Annotated in this window: 11 protein-coding genes; 8 read left to right on the top strand and 3 right to left on the bottom strand. The window is 62.5% G+C overall.

The window, feature by feature from the left end; translation table 11 throughout:
• Nucleotides 1–22 precede the first annotated feature (22 nt).
• Nucleotides 23–712, bottom strand: coding sequence for a transcriptional regulator (locus GTP58_RS07150; protein ID WP_161076823.1), 690 nt, complete (start codon nucleotides 710–712; stop codon nucleotides 23–25).
• An 86-nt stretch (nucleotides 713–798) separates the two neighbouring features.
• On the opposite strand from GTP58_RS07150, the gene GTP58_RS07145 reads away from it, so the two are divergent.
• The 6 genes from GTP58_RS07145 to GTP58_RS07120 all read left to right on the top strand — a co-directional run bounded on the left by GTP58_RS07145 (nucleotide 799) and on the right by GTP58_RS07120 (nucleotide 11,248).
• Nucleotides 799–1,245, top strand: a complete 447-nt coding sequence (locus GTP58_RS07145; protein WP_161076822.1) for a RidA family protein — start codon at nucleotides 799–801, stop codon at nucleotides 1,243–1,245.
• A gap of 10 nt (nucleotides 1,246–1,255) precedes the next feature.
• Nucleotides 1,256–2,392 carry a dipeptidase gene (locus GTP58_RS07140; RefSeq protein ID WP_161076821.1) on the top strand — a complete coding sequence of 379 codons (1,137 nt, stop codon included), beginning with the start codon at nucleotides 1,256–1,258 and terminating at the stop codon, nucleotides 2,390–2,392.
• A gap of 1 nt (nucleotide 2,393) precedes the next feature.
• Nucleotides 2,394–3,737, top strand: a complete 1,344-nt coding sequence (locus GTP58_RS07135; RefSeq protein WP_161076820.1) for an amidohydrolase family protein — start codon at nucleotides 2,394–2,396, stop codon at nucleotides 3,735–3,737.
• Between the two features lie 41 nt (nucleotides 3,738–3,778).
• Nucleotides 3,779–5,113: an amino acid permease gene (locus tag GTP58_RS07130; RefSeq protein WP_161076819.1), complete on the top strand. Its 1,335-nt coding sequence runs from the start codon at nucleotides 3,779–3,781 to the stop codon at nucleotides 5,111–5,113.
• Between the two features lie 67 nt (nucleotides 5,114–5,180).
• Nucleotides 5,181–8,198: a sensor histidine kinase gene (locus GTP58_RS07125; RefSeq protein WP_161076818.1), complete on the top strand. Its 3,018-nt coding sequence runs from the start codon at nucleotides 5,181–5,183 to the stop codon at nucleotides 8,196–8,198.
• A 5-nt stretch (nucleotides 8,199–8,203) separates the two neighbouring features.
• A complete protein-coding gene (locus tag GTP58_RS07120) occupies nucleotides 8,204–11,248 on the top strand; it encodes a sensor histidine kinase (RefSeq protein ID WP_161076817.1) in 3,045 nt (1,014 codons plus the stop codon).
• Here the strand turns inward: GTP58_RS07120 and GTP58_RS07115 are convergent.
• The gene (locus GTP58_RS07115; RefSeq protein WP_161077300.1) at nucleotides 11,219–12,121 is read right to left on the bottom strand and encodes a polysaccharide deacetylase family protein; all 903 of its coding nucleotides are present in this window, start codon (nucleotides 12,119–12,121) and stop codon (nucleotides 11,219–11,221) included. The two genes, GTP58_RS07120 and GTP58_RS07115, sit on opposite strands and share 30 nt — an antisense overlap.
• A 59-nt stretch (nucleotides 12,122–12,180) precedes the next feature.
• Nucleotides 12,181–12,846, bottom strand: a complete 666-nt coding sequence (locus GTP58_RS07110) for an SDR family oxidoreductase (protein ID WP_161076816.1) — start codon at nucleotides 12,844–12,846, stop codon at nucleotides 12,181–12,183.
• 174 nt (nucleotides 12,847–13,020) lie between these two features.
• On the opposite strand from GTP58_RS07110, the gene GTP58_RS07105 reads away from it, so the two are divergent.
• Nucleotides 13,021–13,527, top strand: coding sequence for a TspO/MBR family protein (locus GTP58_RS07105; RefSeq protein ID WP_161076815.1), 507 nt, complete (start codon nucleotides 13,021–13,023; stop codon nucleotides 13,525–13,527).
• Between the two features lie 110 nt (nucleotides 13,528–13,637).
• Nucleotides 13,638–15,866, top strand: a complete 2,229-nt coding sequence (locus GTP58_RS07100; RefSeq protein WP_229215446.1) for a TonB-dependent receptor — start codon at nucleotides 13,638–13,640, stop codon at nucleotides 15,864–15,866.
• Nucleotides 15,867–15,868 lie beyond the last annotated feature (2 nt).

The following is a 15,868-nucleotide window of genomic DNA, read 5'->3' as shown; positions in this document are numbered from 1 at the left end:
TAAGGCGACACCGGGCCGCGAACTATTCGCGCCGGCGCAACTGTTCCATGTAATTATAAATGGTGAAGCGTGACACATGCAGCGCCGTAGCCGCGCGCTCGACGCCGCCCTTCACAATGAACAGGCCACGCCGCTGCATCGCACCCACCGCCTGTATCTTTCCCTCGCGCGTCAGGGCTGCCGCGCTGCCTCCCGGTCCGACAGCCTCACTGATAATTTCCTGCATCAGCGTATCCATCTGCGATTCAGCCGGCGGCGCGGCCACAGGGGCCTGCTGCACCACGGGCTTGAGCATCTGCGACAGCCAGCCATGCGCTGCCTGAAAGCCCGACATATCGGCATTCAGGCATAGCGTCGCAAACGGTTCGCCGCTTGCATCACGGAAGATGGCAGAGGCGGAGCGCAATTCGCGGCCATCCGCAGTCACCGTCACATAGTCCTCGACCAGGCTATGCACGGCGCCGTCCTGCGATTTAATCCGCGTGGCGGCCGCAAAGCCCTTATCGTTCTGCGGCCCCTCCAGCACCGAGCTGCCTACGCTGCGGCCGGAAATATGGCCGTTGGCGATGGCGATGACCGAATTTTCCGGCTTGCTCACATCGTGCAGCACTACCTCCAGATGCGACCCGGCCATCGCCGCCAGCATGGGGACGATGGGCCGCAAGGCGTTGATAACGGCTGCGCGCTCGGCAGCCAATGCAACTGGTTTCATGAAGTCAAAACAGTTTGTTGATTTGTTCTTATATTTTCTCACCATTTAAACAAATTGTTGATACCATAAACGCAAAGGAGACCGAAATGACGCTCAAACGCCTCACCATCATCCTGTCCCTGCTGGCTTGCACGGGGATTGCGTCGGCTGCCGACGCGGAGTTCTACAATCAGGGCAATCCGCCCGGCCGCCCATTTTCACTGGCGGTGCGCGCCGGAGATGTGGTCTACCTGTCCGGCCAACTCGGTACGGACGACAAGGGCCTGGTGCCGGGCGGCTTTGAAGCGCAGTCGCGCAAGGCGATGGAGAATGTCGCCGCCATCCTCAAAGGCATGGGCCTGGGCATGGACAACGTCATCAAATGCACCATCATGATCGCCGACATGCAGAAATGGGCAGACTTCAACAAGGTCTACGTCAGCTACTTCAAGCCGGACCGTCTGCCCGCGCGCAGTGCACTGGGCGCCAACGGCCTGGCCCTGGGCGGCGAAGTGGAAGTTGAATGCATGGCCTATGCGCCATTGAAGAAATAGGGGAAACCGCATGACCACCCGCCGCACCTTCCTGCATGGCGCCGCTGCCGCCAGCCTGGCCTCCGTACACCCTTCGTTTGCCGCGACACCGGCGTCGCGCGACAAGCATCCGCTCATCATCGATGCGCTGGGCGGCATCGACAATATGAACCTGCCGTCGGTGCGCCGCGACGATCCTGCGGCCGATTTTGGCATCGACGCGCGCTCCCTCGCCGACGCCAAGGCCTCGGGCCTGAACGCCTTTAATATGACCATCGGCTACGTGTTCGGCGATGCCGACCCCTACGAAAAAACGCTGGCGGACATCAAATCCTGGAACGCCCTCATACAGCGCCGCTCAGCGGATCTGCTGCTGGTGCGCAGCGTTGCCGACATCCGGCGTGCCCAGAAAGAGAACCGCATCGGCGTGATTCTCGGATTCCAGAACGCCAGCATGATGGGCAAGGATGCGCGCCGGGTGGAAGTATTTGCCAAGGGTGGCGTGCGTGTTGTCCAGCTGACGTACAACGGCCCGAACCAGCTGGGCGATGGCGCCATGGTCCCGGCCAATAAAGGCCTGTCGCCGTTTGGCCGCGAAGTAGTGGCGGAGCTGAACCGCAACCATATGCTGGTAGACCTGAGCCACAGTGGTGAGCAGATCTGTCTTGATGCAATCGGCGCATCTACATCACCAATCATCATCAGCCATACAGGCTGCCGCGCCATCGCTGATCTGCCACGCAACAAGACCGACAAGGAACTGCGCCTGGTAGCGGAGAAAGGCGGCTTTGTCGGCATTTACTTCATGCCTTTCCTGGCGATGGGCCGGCAGCCGCTGGCCGCCGACCTGGTCGCCCACATCGAGCACGCCATCCATATCTGCGGCGAAGACCATGTCGGCATCGGCACCGACGGCACCGTCACGCCGATCGATGACATGAAGATCTATCTGAAAGGCCTGGAAGACGAGGTCCGCCAACGCCGCGCCGCCGGCATCAGCGCCCCGGGCGAACGTCCGGACATTGTGCCCTTCCTGCCTGACCTGACGGGCAGGGACAAATTCAGGAAGCTGGCCGACCTGCTGGCAAAACGTGGCCACAGCAGCAGCCGCATCGAAAAAATCCTGGGAACGAACTTCCTGCGCGTGGCCGATGGCATATGGAGCTGAGATGACGTTGAAGTACGCCGCACTGGCATTGAGCATCGCCACGCTGGCCGCACACGCCGGCACCGCCAACACCCAGCAGGATCGCCTCGACAAGCTGAATGGCAAAGCACTGGGCCGGGTCATCTATCGCGGCGCCACGCTGATCGATGGCACGCCATCCGCGCCGCGCGCCGACATGGCGGTGATCGTCAAGGACGACCGTATCGAGGCCATCATCCCCAGTAGCCAGCTAAGCCCGCAGCTGACCGGCGGCGCCCGCATGGTCGATGTGAGCGGCCAATACGTGCTGCCTGGCCTGATCGACTCCCACGTTCACTACGCCACCAATCCAGATAGGCCTTACGCCGAAGCGGAGCTGAAACGCAGCATCTACGGCGGCGTGACCGGCGTGCGCGATATGGCCGGTGATGCACGCGAACTGGCCGGACTGTCACGTGACGCGCTGTTGAACCGCATTCCGTCGCCGGACATCTTCTATGCGTCGCTGGTCGCAGGCCCCAGCTTCTTCAAAGACCCGCGTACCGTGGTCGCGGCGCTGGGCGCACAGCCTGGCGCCGTCCCATGGCTGTATGCGGTTGACGATCAAACCAGCCTGCCGCTGGCCGTCGCACAGGCGCGCGGCACCGGCGCCACCGGCATGAAAATCTATGCCAATCTGCCTGGCACGCTGGTACGCAAACTGATCGCGGAATCAAAAGCGCAGCACTTCCCGGTATGGACGCACATGCAGGTCTATCCTGCCACGCCCTACGATTCGCTGGGCGCAACCGCCGTTTCCCACGCCTGCATGATCGCCCGCCATGTGCGTGAAACGGGAAAAGCCGCCTACGGTCATGGCGGCGAACCATCGTACGAAGGTCTGACCGCGGAAGATCCGGGCATCAAAAAATACATTGCCGCACTGGCCAGATCCGGCACCATCATGGACGCCACGCTGAGCGTGTACAAAAACGACGGCCCGCACTGCCATCTGACGCTGGCTGGCGACATCACACGCGCCATGCATGCAGCCGGCGTCAGGATTATTGCCGGTACCGATACCGACAACACCGGCGAAGATCCCTACCCGGCGGTTGACGGCGAACTGGAAAAGCTGGTGCGCTACGCTGGCTTCACACCACAGCAGGCCATCATTGCCGCCACCGCCAATGCCGCGCAGGCCTTGGGCAAGCAAACAGAGTTCGGCACACTGGAGGCGGGCAAATACGCCAATATGCTCTTCCTCCAGCGCGATCCCCTGCAGGACATCGCCAACATCCGCGCTGTCGTCATGACGGTGAAGCGCGGGCACGAGTTCGCGCGCAGCGACTACAAGTTCACCCCACTGCCTGTGCATGACGACTGAGTTATGCGAGAATCAATGTTTAATCTCGCACAGAGGACTCGATGAGTGAACTTAAGCGCGGCCTGAAAAGCCGGCACATTCAGTTGATCGCGCTAGGCGGCGCCATAGGCACAGGCCTGTTTCTTGGGATCGCCCAGACCATCCAGATGGCTGGCCCCTCCGTGCTGCTCGGTTATGGCGTCGCGGGCCTGATCGCCTTCTTCATCATGCGTCAGCTGGGTGAAATGGTGGTGGACGAGCCGGTCGCCGGCTCCTTCAGCTACTTCGCCGACAAATACTGCGGCCACTGGGCCGGCTTCATGGCGGGCTGGAATTACTGGGTGCTGTATGTACTGGTCAGCATGGCCGAACTGTCGGCGGTTGGCATCTACATCCAGTACTGGTGGCCGGCCGTGCCGACCTGGGTCTCGGCGCTGGCCTTCTTCGCCATCATCAACGCCATCAGCCTGTTCAACGTGAAAGCGTTTGGCGAAATGGAGTTCTGGTTTGCGATCATCAAAGTGCTGGCCATCGTCGGCATGATCGTTTTTGGTGCGTACCTGCTGATTTCCGGCGACGCCGGCCCGCAAGCCACCGTCGCCAACCTGTGGCAGCATGGCGGCTTCTTCCCGCACGGCGTCAGTGGCCTGGTGATGGCGATGGCCGTCATCATGTTCTCGTTTGGTGGCCTGGAGCTGATCGGCATTACCGCCGCCGAGGCGGACAACCCGTCGCACACCATTCCGAAGGCGACCAACCAGGCCATCTACCGCATCCTGATTTTCTACATCGGCGCGCTGGGCATCCTGCTGTCGCTGTATCCATGGGAGAAAGTCGTCACCAGCGGCAGTCCGTTCGTGCTGATCTTCCACGCATTGAACAGCAATCTGGTGGCCCATGCACTCAACGTGGTGGTGCTGACGGCGGCGCTGTCCGTGTACAACAGCGGCGTGTATTCCAATACCCGCATGCTGTACGGCCTGGCCAAACAAGGCAATGCACCGAAGTCGCTGCTGACGGTGAACGCGCGCGGCGTGCCGCTTACGGCGCTGGCTGTGTCGGCGGTGGCGACCGGCATCTGCGTGGTGGTGAACTACTTCATGCCCGGCAAGGCGTTCGGTTTCCTGATGGGTCTTGTGGTGTCGGCGCTGCTGATCAACTGGGGGCTAATCAGCTGGATACACCTGCGCTTCCGCGCGCACAAGAAAGCCGAAGGCAAAAGCACGCAGTTCCAGAGCCTGGGCTACCCGCTCACCAACTATCTGTGCCTGGCCTTCCTGGCGGCGATCATGGTGGTGATGTATCTGACGCCAGACCTGCGTCTGTCGGTCTATCTGATCCCGGTATGGCTGGCGGTGCTGGCTCTGGGGTACAAGCTGGGAGTTAAAAAAGCTTAATTACCTGGCATCGGTTTCAAGCTAGAATCCTGGATGCTCCGGCGCGTGCCGGCTTCCAGGATCATCCATGACATCGCGTCTCTCCGCAGTGCCCCGTCTCCTCGCGGGATTCTTCCTCCTCACACTGGCCTGCGCGGCACAGGCGCTCAACCCCGCCACCGCACTGCCGGATTACCACCACACCGCCTGGACCAGCAAGGACGGCGCACCCGCGGAAATCGCCAGCATGGCGCAGACCGGCGACGGCCGCCTGTGGATGGCGAGTCCGTTCGGCCTATATTATTTCGACGGCGTGCGCTTCACGCAGTACAAGCTGCCCCATGGCGCCAACTTCCCGGTCTTCATGGTACGCGCCCATCCCAACGGCGACCTGTGGTTCAGCTATGCCGGTGCGGGCGGGCTGTCGGTGCTGCACCCAGACGGCAAGCAGGAGGAAGTGGTCACCATCGATAAGATTCCGCCTTCCTCGCAAATGGCCTTCGACGATAACGGCGATGTCTGGACTGGGTCTGCGCACGGCCTGTTCCGCATACGCCAGGGCCAGGTCAGGCGCTACGGCGCCGAACAGGGCCTGCCCAATGCGATTGCCGATATCCGCGTTGACCGCTATAACCGCTTCTGGGCTGCGGGATTCAATGCGGTGTATCTGTACGATCGCACGACCGACCGCTTCCAGCAGGTGCGCGCACTGCCGGTGAGGTCCGGCCTGATTGAGTCGCCCGATGGCCGCATCTGGACCGCCAATAGCGACAAGATCGAAGCCCTGCCGGCGCCTGCCGATCCCGGTGCCAGAATGGCGCCGCAAGCCAAGCCAGGCAGCCTGCCCGGTTTCGGCACCGACTGGGTCGCTCGCTTTGACCGCGACGGCAATCTGTGGCAGCTGAAATGCCCCAACGATTTGTGCGTGACGCCAGCCCACGTGGCAGCAAAAACCGATGCCATCGCGGCTGCGCCAAAAGCGGCGGACGGACTCAAAATGGCGCCGGGAGCGACTGCCCTGGCGGGAAATGCCATCCTTGAAGACCGCGAGCACAATATCTGGGTCGCCACCATGGAAGGCCTGGACCGCTACCGTGACAACCGCATGCAGCGTTTCCGCTTGTCGAGCAGCCGCGCTGTCTACATGACGACGGTCGATGAAAATGGCCAGTTCTGGGCGGCCGATCCCTATAACAACGCAGTCTGGAAACTCAAGGTTGGCGCCGAACCGGAACGGGACCCGACGCCAGCCAGCGTCACCGCAAAGAGCCGTGACGGCGGCCTCCTGCTGCCGTGGAAGCGCGATATCGAACACCGCTACCGCGGAAAAATCGACAAGATCGCGATGCCCGAGGTTCCCGACAAAGATGGCCGGCCACAGGACCTGATGGTGCTTGGGCTCACCGACGACGGCAAACGTCTTTGGCTGATGACAGTGCAAGCCGGCTTATTCCTCAAGGACGGTGACGGCCCGTGGCTGCCGCGCTCAAAATACAAGCTGCCGCCAAAAATAGTCATGGGGACACCCGGCGCCAAGCCTGGCCACACCTGGCTTGCCTGCGCTGACGGCACGGTTGTGCTGTTCGACGAAAATGACAGGCAAACCATCTATCCCGCGCCGATGGCCGGCCTGGCGACCGGCATCTTCACCGATGGCGGTATCGTTGTCGGCGGTGACAAAGGCCTGGCCGCCATGGTCGGCGACCGGTTCCGGCAACTGACGGCTGCCGATCCCGAGGTTCTGCAAAACATTTCCGGCCTGGTCGTGACCCCGGATGGCGACCGTTGGCTCAATGGTGGCAAAGGCCTGGTGCACATACGCGGCGAGGACTGGAAGGCGGCCCTGCTGCACCCGGAGCAGCCCATGCGCTACAGGCTATTCGGCGCCGACGACGGCTATGTCGGCAAGGCGATGCTGGAAAATCGCCATCCAAGCGCAAAGCTGGACAAAGACGGCCAGCTTTGGCTGAACAGCACGGGCGGCCTGCTGCGCTTCGACACGCGCAACATCAGCCGCAACGACGTCGCCCCGGTCGTCAGCGTGCAAGGCCTGCACACGGCTGCGGCCAGCTATGCCGTCCAGCCTGACCTGAAGCTGCCCGCCGGCGCCCACAGCTTCAATATCAACTATTCGGCGGCCAGCCTGCGCCAGCCCGAAGGTGTGCATTTCCAGTACCGGATGGAGGGTGCGGACCGCGATTGGCAGGACGCCGGCCCGCGCCGCACCGCCTATTACACCAATGTGCCGCCAGGTGCGTACCGCTTCCAGGTCCGTGCCGCCAATGAAGATGACGTGTGGAGTACGCAGCCGGCCAGCGTCGACTTCGAAATCGAACCAACCGTGGTGCAAACCTGGTGGTTCCGTGCCGCCTGTGGGCTGGCGATTGCGATTGCCCTGTATCTGCTGTACCTCTACCGCCTGCGCATCGTCACGGCACGGCTGGAAGAACGTATGGAAGTCCGCCTGGCGGAACGTGAACGCATCGCACGTGCCTTGCACGACACCTTCCTGCAAAGCGTGCAAGGCCTGGTACTGCGGCTGGACGCTGCGGTCGATGGACTGCCCGGCGATAGCGCCACCCGCAAATCGCTGGCGCCGATACTGGACAGCGCCCGCGCCAGCATCACGGAAGGCCGTGCGCAGGTGCATGAGCTGCGCGCATCGCAGCTCGATGAGCTGGAAAGCGGCTTGCGCGACATCGCTGCCCTGCTATCGGCCAGCTATCCCGGTAGCGCGTTTGAGCTGGCAGTCAGCGGCAAGCGCGCCACGCTGCGTGCCGACGTGGTCGAGGACATTTGCGAAATCGCCCGCGAGGCGGTGCGCAACGCCTTCCAGCACGCCGAAGCCGAGCGCATCGTGGTGCAACTGGACTACGGCGCACAGCACTTCAGGTTCAGCGTGCGCGATGACGGCAAAGGCATGCCGCCAACGCCAGCCAGCGGCCACTGGGGACTGGTCGGCATGCGCGAGCGGGCAGCGCGCATCGGTGCGGCACTCCAAATCGACAGTACACAAGGTGCCGGCAGCAGCGTTACAATGACGCTCTCCGCGCCACGCGCCTATGCGGACCACCGCAAATCCTGGTGGCGCCGCCTGTTTGGATAATCAGAATGCCCGTATCAAAAATCGGCCGGCACCGCTCATTCAGGGCTGTGCTGGCCGCGCTCCCGTTTGCACTTGCGACCTTTGGCGCCGCCCACGCCATCAACCCTGACCTGAGGCTCCCCGACTATAACCACGCCAGCTGGACCACGCGCGATGGTGCGCCAGCCGAAGTCAAGGTCATGGCGCAGACGCCGGATGGCTGGCTGTGGCTGGGCACCTCCACCGGATTATTCCGCTTTGACGGCGTGCGTTTCGAGCGCTATGAGTTCCCCATCCGCGGAGAAGTGGCCAAACGCCGCATCGCCAATATGCGCGCGCATGGCAATGGCGATCTGTGGATCAGCTATTCCGTGGGCGGCGTATCGGTGCTGCACAAGGATGGCCGGATAGACGATATTGTGCCGCTGGATAGTCCGATCGGCCCTATCATGACCTTCGCTATCGTGGATGACGGCAGCGCGTGGATCGCCACTGCCAACGGCCTGTATCACTATGCCCATCAGCAGTTGCGCAAGATCGGACCAGAACAGGGGCTGCCGCAGGACACCGCGCGTGGTGTCCTGATCGACCAGTACGGCCAGTTATGGTCCTTGTTTGCCGATGGCGTCTATCTGCGCGACCAGGCCAGCGGAAAATTCAGGCTGGTGCTGGCCCAGCACAATCAGGGTAGCCTGATACAGTCGCCCGACGGCCGTATCTGGATCGCCGATGCCGAGCAGGTCTATCCGGTTGCAGTTGACAAGACCCAGCCTGCCGGCGCCAGGACAACGCTGCCACGCCCCGCACGTTTTAACTCCGCTGAGTCACGCTACCTTGCCCAGTTTGACCGCGATGGCAATTTATGGACACGGTCCTGCCCCGAAGGTCTGTGCATCGTCGCGCGCGCGGGCGAACGCCAGGGCGGCGCGTATTTCCCGTCGCGTGAAGCCAGTGACAAGCGCAGCCCGCAACTGACGCTGTCCTCGCCATCCGCCAATGCAGTACTGGAAGACCAGGAGGGCAACGTATGGATCGCCACCCAGGGCGGCCTGGATCGCTTTCGTGAAAACCGGCTGGTCCCCGTTCGCCTGCCGCCGGTCAGCGGCCATTTCAGCATGGCCGGCGATACCGAGGGCGGCGTCTGGCTGTCCGACATGGTCAATCAGATGACCTGGCGCCTGTCCGCCGGCGGCGAACCTCAACGTTCCAGCACTTTTTATCAGGCCATGACCAATGACCGCGACGGCGCGTTGCTGATGGTCAGAACCCGTGATATCGAGCGCCGCTTCCATGGGCAAGTCACTTACATTCCGCTGCCGCCAGCGCGCGATGGCAAAGTGATGGACCTGGACGTCGCGGGCTTGCAGGATGACGGCAAAGTGCTGTGGACCACTTCCCAGCAAACCGGATTGATGGGCTATATCGACGGCCGCTGGCAACCGCGCAGCGCCTTCAGTCTGCCGCCGCGTATCTTTATTGCGGGCGCAGGCCGCAAACCCGGCGTACGCTGGCAGGCAACCGGCGATGCCACCGTGGTCTTGAACGACAACGGCAAGCTGACCACTTACGATGCAAAAGACATTGGCCTGGCCACCATGGTCGCTGTCAACGACGATGTCCTGATCGACGGCGACCTTGGTCTGGCCATCTTCAACGGCCATGGCTTCCGCAAGATCAAGGCCGCCAGGCCCGAAGACCTGACCAACATCTCCGGCATGGCGGTCAGCGCCGATGGCGACCGCTGGTTCAATGGCGGCCACGGTGTGGTGCATGTGCGCCGCGACGACTGGCGCGCGGCAGTGGCCAATCCCGATGTCGCGCTCCAGTACGAACTGCTCGGGGCACTGGACGGCTACATCGGACAAGCCATGCTGGAAACCCGCCTGCCCAGCGTCTACATGGGCCGCGACGGTCAGATCTGGTTTCTTACCAGCGCCGGCGTGGTGCGTCTGTCGCCCGGCCAGATTCGCCGCAACGCCATCGCGCCCGTGCCGCAGGTAATGCAGCTGGATGCAGGCGGCACCAGCTACGCAGCGGTGCAGGGGCAGCGCCTGCCGCCGGGCGCACAAAACTTCAGCATCCAGTTCACTGCGCCGGGCCTGGGCAAGCCGGAAGCCATGCGCTTCCAGTATCAGCTATCCGGCATCAATGAAGAATGGCAGGAAGCTGGCTCACGCCGCACCGCCTACTACACCAACGTGGCGCCTGGCAGCTATACCTTCCGGGTCCGGGCAATCAACGAAGACGGCGTGCCTGGCGTGAACGATGCCGTGCTGGAGTTCACGATCGAACCCAGGTTTGTGCAAACCATCTGGTTCAAGGCGCTGTGCGCAATCGCCGCTGCGGCGCTGCTCTACCTGCTGTATCAATACCGCATGCGGGTGGCGACCAGGCGTGTAGCCGACCAGCTCACAGTACGCATGGCGGAGCGCGAACGCATCGCCCGCACGCTGCACGACACCTTCCTGCAAAGCGTACAGGCGCTGATACTGCGTCTGGATATCGTGTCGCACAGCCTGCCGGAAGAAGCACGTCAAAAGCTGATGCCGATACTGGACCAGGCCAACGACACCATTGTTGAAGGCCGCGACCAGGTGTACGAACTGCGTACCGGCCGTGTGGACGATGTAGAGACAGCCATCGAGGAAGCGGGCCAGTTCTTGCAGCAGGAGCATCCAGCCACCGCGTTTGGCAGCGCCATGGCCGGGCCGCGCCGCAAGCTGCAGGACACGGTCGCCGAAGAAGCTTGCGAAATTGCGCGCGAGGCATTGCGCAACGCCTTCCAGCACGCCAATGCGCGCCATGTGGAAGCGCGTGTCATCTACGAGAAGGACGTATTCAAACTTCAGATCAGCGATGACGGCGTTGGCATCGCAGCGGATGCGGCGGGCAAGCAAAAGCATTACGGCCTGGTCGGCATGCGCGAACGCGCCGCCCGCGCTGGCGGCACGCTGGAGCTGGTTGCCAATCCAGGCGGCGGCCTGCGCGTGACACTGACCGTGCCGGCCCGCGCAGCCTATCTGGACACGCCGCGCCGAGGCCTAGATCGTTTCCGTTTCACGCAGCGTTAGTGGGCTGGCCAGCGCATAACGGGCGATGTCGTCCTTGCGCATAAAGGCCACGCCAGCCTTGCTGCGGGCGTAAGTGAGGAATTCGTCCCATACCCGCACCATCTGCGGCGTACCGCTGATGCGGTCATGCGCGCTAATCGACATCATGCGGCGGCGTTTTCCCGCTTCCTCATACAGCTGATCGAACTCGCCCTTGATCTGGTCAAGGAACTGCTGCGGCGAATAATTGCGGCCCTCGATCAGCAGGATGTCGTTATTCCGCAGCGTGTATGGCACCACCACGAAATCCTTGCCGTCGACCTTTTCAATGAACGGCTCATCACGGCTAAGGTCATCGATATGATAGACAAAGCCCAGTTCCTGCAGCAGCGACAGCGTATTCGGCCCACGGCGCAGCCAGTTGCAGTTATAGCCAACGGTGCGTTCGCCCGTCACCTGCTGCACCATATCCCGGCCAGCTACCAGGAAAGCGCGTTCATCGGCGCGGCTCATCGCAAACTGCGAACTCCAGCGCGGACCATGGCCCGCAGCCTCGTGGCCACGCCGGACGATGTCCCGCGCCAGCTCAGGGTGGCGCTGCACCGCTTCGCCGATCATGTGCGAGGTCACCTTGACGCCATGCTTGTCCCACAGATCCAGCATGCGCGGGATGCCTTCGCGGTAGCCGTAGGCAAACCAGGTATTGGTGACGGCATCGGCTTTCACGCTGGGTGGAAAGTCGACTTTCGGGAACGGCGAGTCCGCGCCCTTGGCGGGCTGGCCGCCTGCCTCGAACTGCATTGAGATGGAAATGACCAGCCGCGTGTCACCCGGCCAGAAACCACCAGCGCTGCCAGCGGCTGGTGCATCGCCGGCCTGCGCATCGGCGGTCATGATGCCGCTCGCCGCCAGGGCCACACTGCCGGCCGCGCCAGACAAAAACTGACGGCGCTTCACAGCACACCTCCGCCATCGACATCCACCAAAGCGCCTGTCATGAAGCCGTTCTGCATCACCATCAGGTAAGCCTGCGCCAATTCCGAAGGCTGGCCTACGCGTCCGACAGGCAAGCCACTGCCGGCGCGCTGCGCCATGGCGGCACGCTCGGCATCGGTCATGTCACCCCACATGCCGGTTTCCACCATGCCCGGACTGATGACATTGACACGCAGCGGAGCCAGTTCACGCGCAAGCGTTTTCGCCATCGATTCGACAGCCGCATTCATGGTCGCCTTCACCAACGCGCCGGCCACTGCCTTGCGCGCCAGCAGGCCAGAGGTCAGCGTCACCGAACCGCCGGCGCGCAGGAACGGCGCAGCGAACTTCACGGCGCGCAGCTGGCCAAAGAATTTGACGTTGAACGCGGCCATGGCATCCGCCACGTTCAAATCGGCCAGGCGGACCGACGCGATGACCGGGCCGGAAGTCACCACCAGGTGATCGAACTCCCCCACCTCGGCAAAGAAGCGCTGCACCGACGCGTCATCCGCAATGTCCACCTGCGGCGAAGAGCGGCGACCTGCCGCAATCACGCGCGCGCCCGCCGCTGCCGCCTGCTCCGCTACCGCCTTGCCGATGCCGGACAGGCCGCCTATCACCACCACCGTCTGATTCTTCATGATGTGCTCCGTTATAAAGTTGACCAACACATTCTGCGCCTGGACGATTGCGTCGATAATTGGCCTGGACCTTGAATGACCTTCAACGCCAGATTGAAGATCCGTGATATGCCGCACAGACCGCGCGTCGACTGGCCGCGACCATGATGCCACCGTCAACCCGGAGGAAGCCCTATGCCAGCCCAGATCCACGACCCGCATCGACCGTTACAGCTGCCTGCCCTCGCCGGCTGGCTGGTATTGACATTTATCTTTGCAGCCATCGGCGCCTACGCGTCGGCGCAGGCACAGGACTTCTATCAGCATCTGGAACGGCCGGACTGGGCGCCGCCGCCATGGCTGTTTGCTCCCGTATGGACTGCGCTGTACGCGCTCATGGCCATCGCCGCGTGGCGTGTGCAGCGTGTCAGCGCACCGGGCACTGCGCGCGCCGAACTGGCGCTGTACACGATCCAGCTGGCTGTCAACGCGCTGTGGACCTGGCTGTTCTTCGCCTGGCACGAGGGAGCGGCAGCGTTTGGCGACATTGTTTTACTGTGGCTGCTGATCGCCGCCACCATCCACGCGTTCTGGCGCCGCGACCGTTGGGCCGGACTGTTGTTAGTTCCCTACATCTGCTGGGCGAGCTTTGCGACGTGCCTCTGCTACGCCGTCTGGCAACGGAATCCGACGATGCTGTAAATGTGATCTTTCTATCCAGATAGTTGCTTTATCAACTACGTTTTTGCAAGCCAACATGATATGCTCTTGGGTTTTGCATCTTAAACGCAACTGTCGTTTAGAAAATAACAATGATGAAAGCACCGGCCTCCGCTACCCCAAAACTGCTGTTCCTTTTACTGTCGCTCATGTTCGCGCAAGCGGCGCGCGCCCAGATTCAGGAAGTCACGGTCACGGCCCAGCGTTCGCCATCGCTGGAATCGAAAACACCGGTATCCATGACCACGCTCACCGCCGAGCAGATGAACGCCGCCGGTATTGATACGCCAGGCGCCATCGCCGCGCGCGTGCCCAACGTGGAAATGGACTATGCGCCGGATGGCTTGCGCATCACCATGCGCGGCGTCTCCAACGCCGACACCACGGAAAAAGGCGATCCCTCCGCCGCCTTCCTGCTGGACGGAATTTACATAGCACGCCCGCAAATCCAGAACCTGAGCTTCTACGATCTGGAACGCGTGGAAGTGCTGCGCGGTCCACAGGGCACGCTGTACGGCCGTAACACCACGGCCGGTGTGGTCAGCGTGATTTCCAAGGCCCCCATCAACCGCTTCGAAGCGTGGGTGGCGACCGAGATCGGCAACTACAACAGCCGCAAACTCAGCGCCATGGTCAACCTGCCCGTCAACGACATGCTGTCACTGCGTGCCGCCATGGCCTACAACAAGCATGACAGCTATCTCACCAACGGCTTGAACACCGGCCGCAAGCTGGGCAAGGACCGCGACGATTTGTCCGCGCGCCTGTCGGCCAAGCTGAAAATCACGCGCGACGCCACGCTGGTGCTGCGCTACGACCATAGCAAGGTCGACGACAACAACGACAGCTACGTCCCGGACACCAATTTCTACAAAGGTGTGGCTGACGGCAAGCCGGTCCCGTATGGCAGCGGCACGCGTACGCAGCTGACCTATAACTTCATCGCACCGAATGCGGCGATTGCGCCGCCGGCCCAGGCGCACAGCTACAAGAACACGTCCGGCATCAGCGCCGACCTGACCTGGGACCTGGGGCCGGCCACGCTCTACTATCTTGGTTCGCATCGCAGCTTCGATCACGACCAGCTGGCCAACTTCTACTACCGCGTGCAGCCGGCGCTGGCGCTCAACGTGCGCGAGAGCTTCTTGGGCGACTACACGCAGAACTCGCACGAACTGCGCGTGGCCACCAATAGCGAAGGGTCATTCAACGCACAGGCAGGCCTGTACTACTTCCGCGAACAGTCGTCGCAGCTGTACACCTTCCATGACCTGGACGTGATCGGCCTGCCGCCGTACTACATCTTCGATCACGGTCCGACCGTTGCGACCAGCAAGGCGATCTTCGGCCAAGCCACCTACCGCGTCACCGACAAGCTGCGCGCCACGGCGGGCATCCGCTCGACGCATGACGACAAATCGCGCATCGGCTCGACCAACTTCCAGCAGGCGGCGGCATTCAATCCGGCCACCGACTTCAAGCTGCTCAACGACGCCAGCCTGGCCACGCACCAGAACACCTGGCGCCTGGGTGTCGACTACGACCTGGCGCCAAGCACGCTGCTGTATGGCTCGGTGGCCACCGGCTACAAGGCTGGCGGCTTTAACGACGGCTGCCTGGCTGGCGCCAACCAGCTGGGACTGAGCTGCCCTGCCGCACTTGCCGTACCTGCGCAAGCACTGGTCTATCAGCCGGAAACCGTGCGTTCCTACGAGGCCGGCGTGAAGACCCGATTCTGGGACAACAAGGCCAGCCTGAACCTGTCGGTGTTCAAATACGACTACAAGAATCTGCAGCTGTCGAGCGTCGCCATCGTCTCCGGCGCGCCGCGCTTTGTCACCAGTAACGCCGGTGAAGCCAGCGTCAAGGGACTGGAAGCCGAAGGCCAGTTGTTGGTCACGGCGCGTGACCGCTTCAACTACGCGCTGTCGCTGCTGGACGCGCATTACGTGCGCTACACCCCGGACGGGGTACACAACTGGGCCGGCAACAAGCTCGATCACGCGCCGTCCAACACGCTGACGCTGGGTTATGAACACAGCTTCCCGGTGGCGAACGGTGAAATGGCGGCTGGCGTGAATGCGCGCCGCAGCGCTTCCTACCTCATCGCGGTGCCGGCCCAGCTGCTGCAATACCGCGTGCCTTCGTACACCGAAAGCGACGCCACGCTGCGCTACCGCCCACAGCGCGGCGCCTGGACGGTGACGGCGCGGGTGAAAAATCTCGAGAACAAGGTCCACCCCATCAACATCGACAGCTTCGGCATGCTGACGCCAAGCGATCCACGCACCGTTGACCTCCGACTGGACTACCGCTTCTGATC

Source organism: Duganella sp. CY15W (assembly GCF_009857555.1).
Lineage (GTDB): Bacteria > Pseudomonadota > Gammaproteobacteria > Burkholderiales > Burkholderiaceae_D > Rugamonas > Rugamonas sacchari.
The sequence above is the reverse complement of the archived record's forward strand: the minus strand, read 5'-3'. Positions and strand labels throughout refer to the sequence as shown.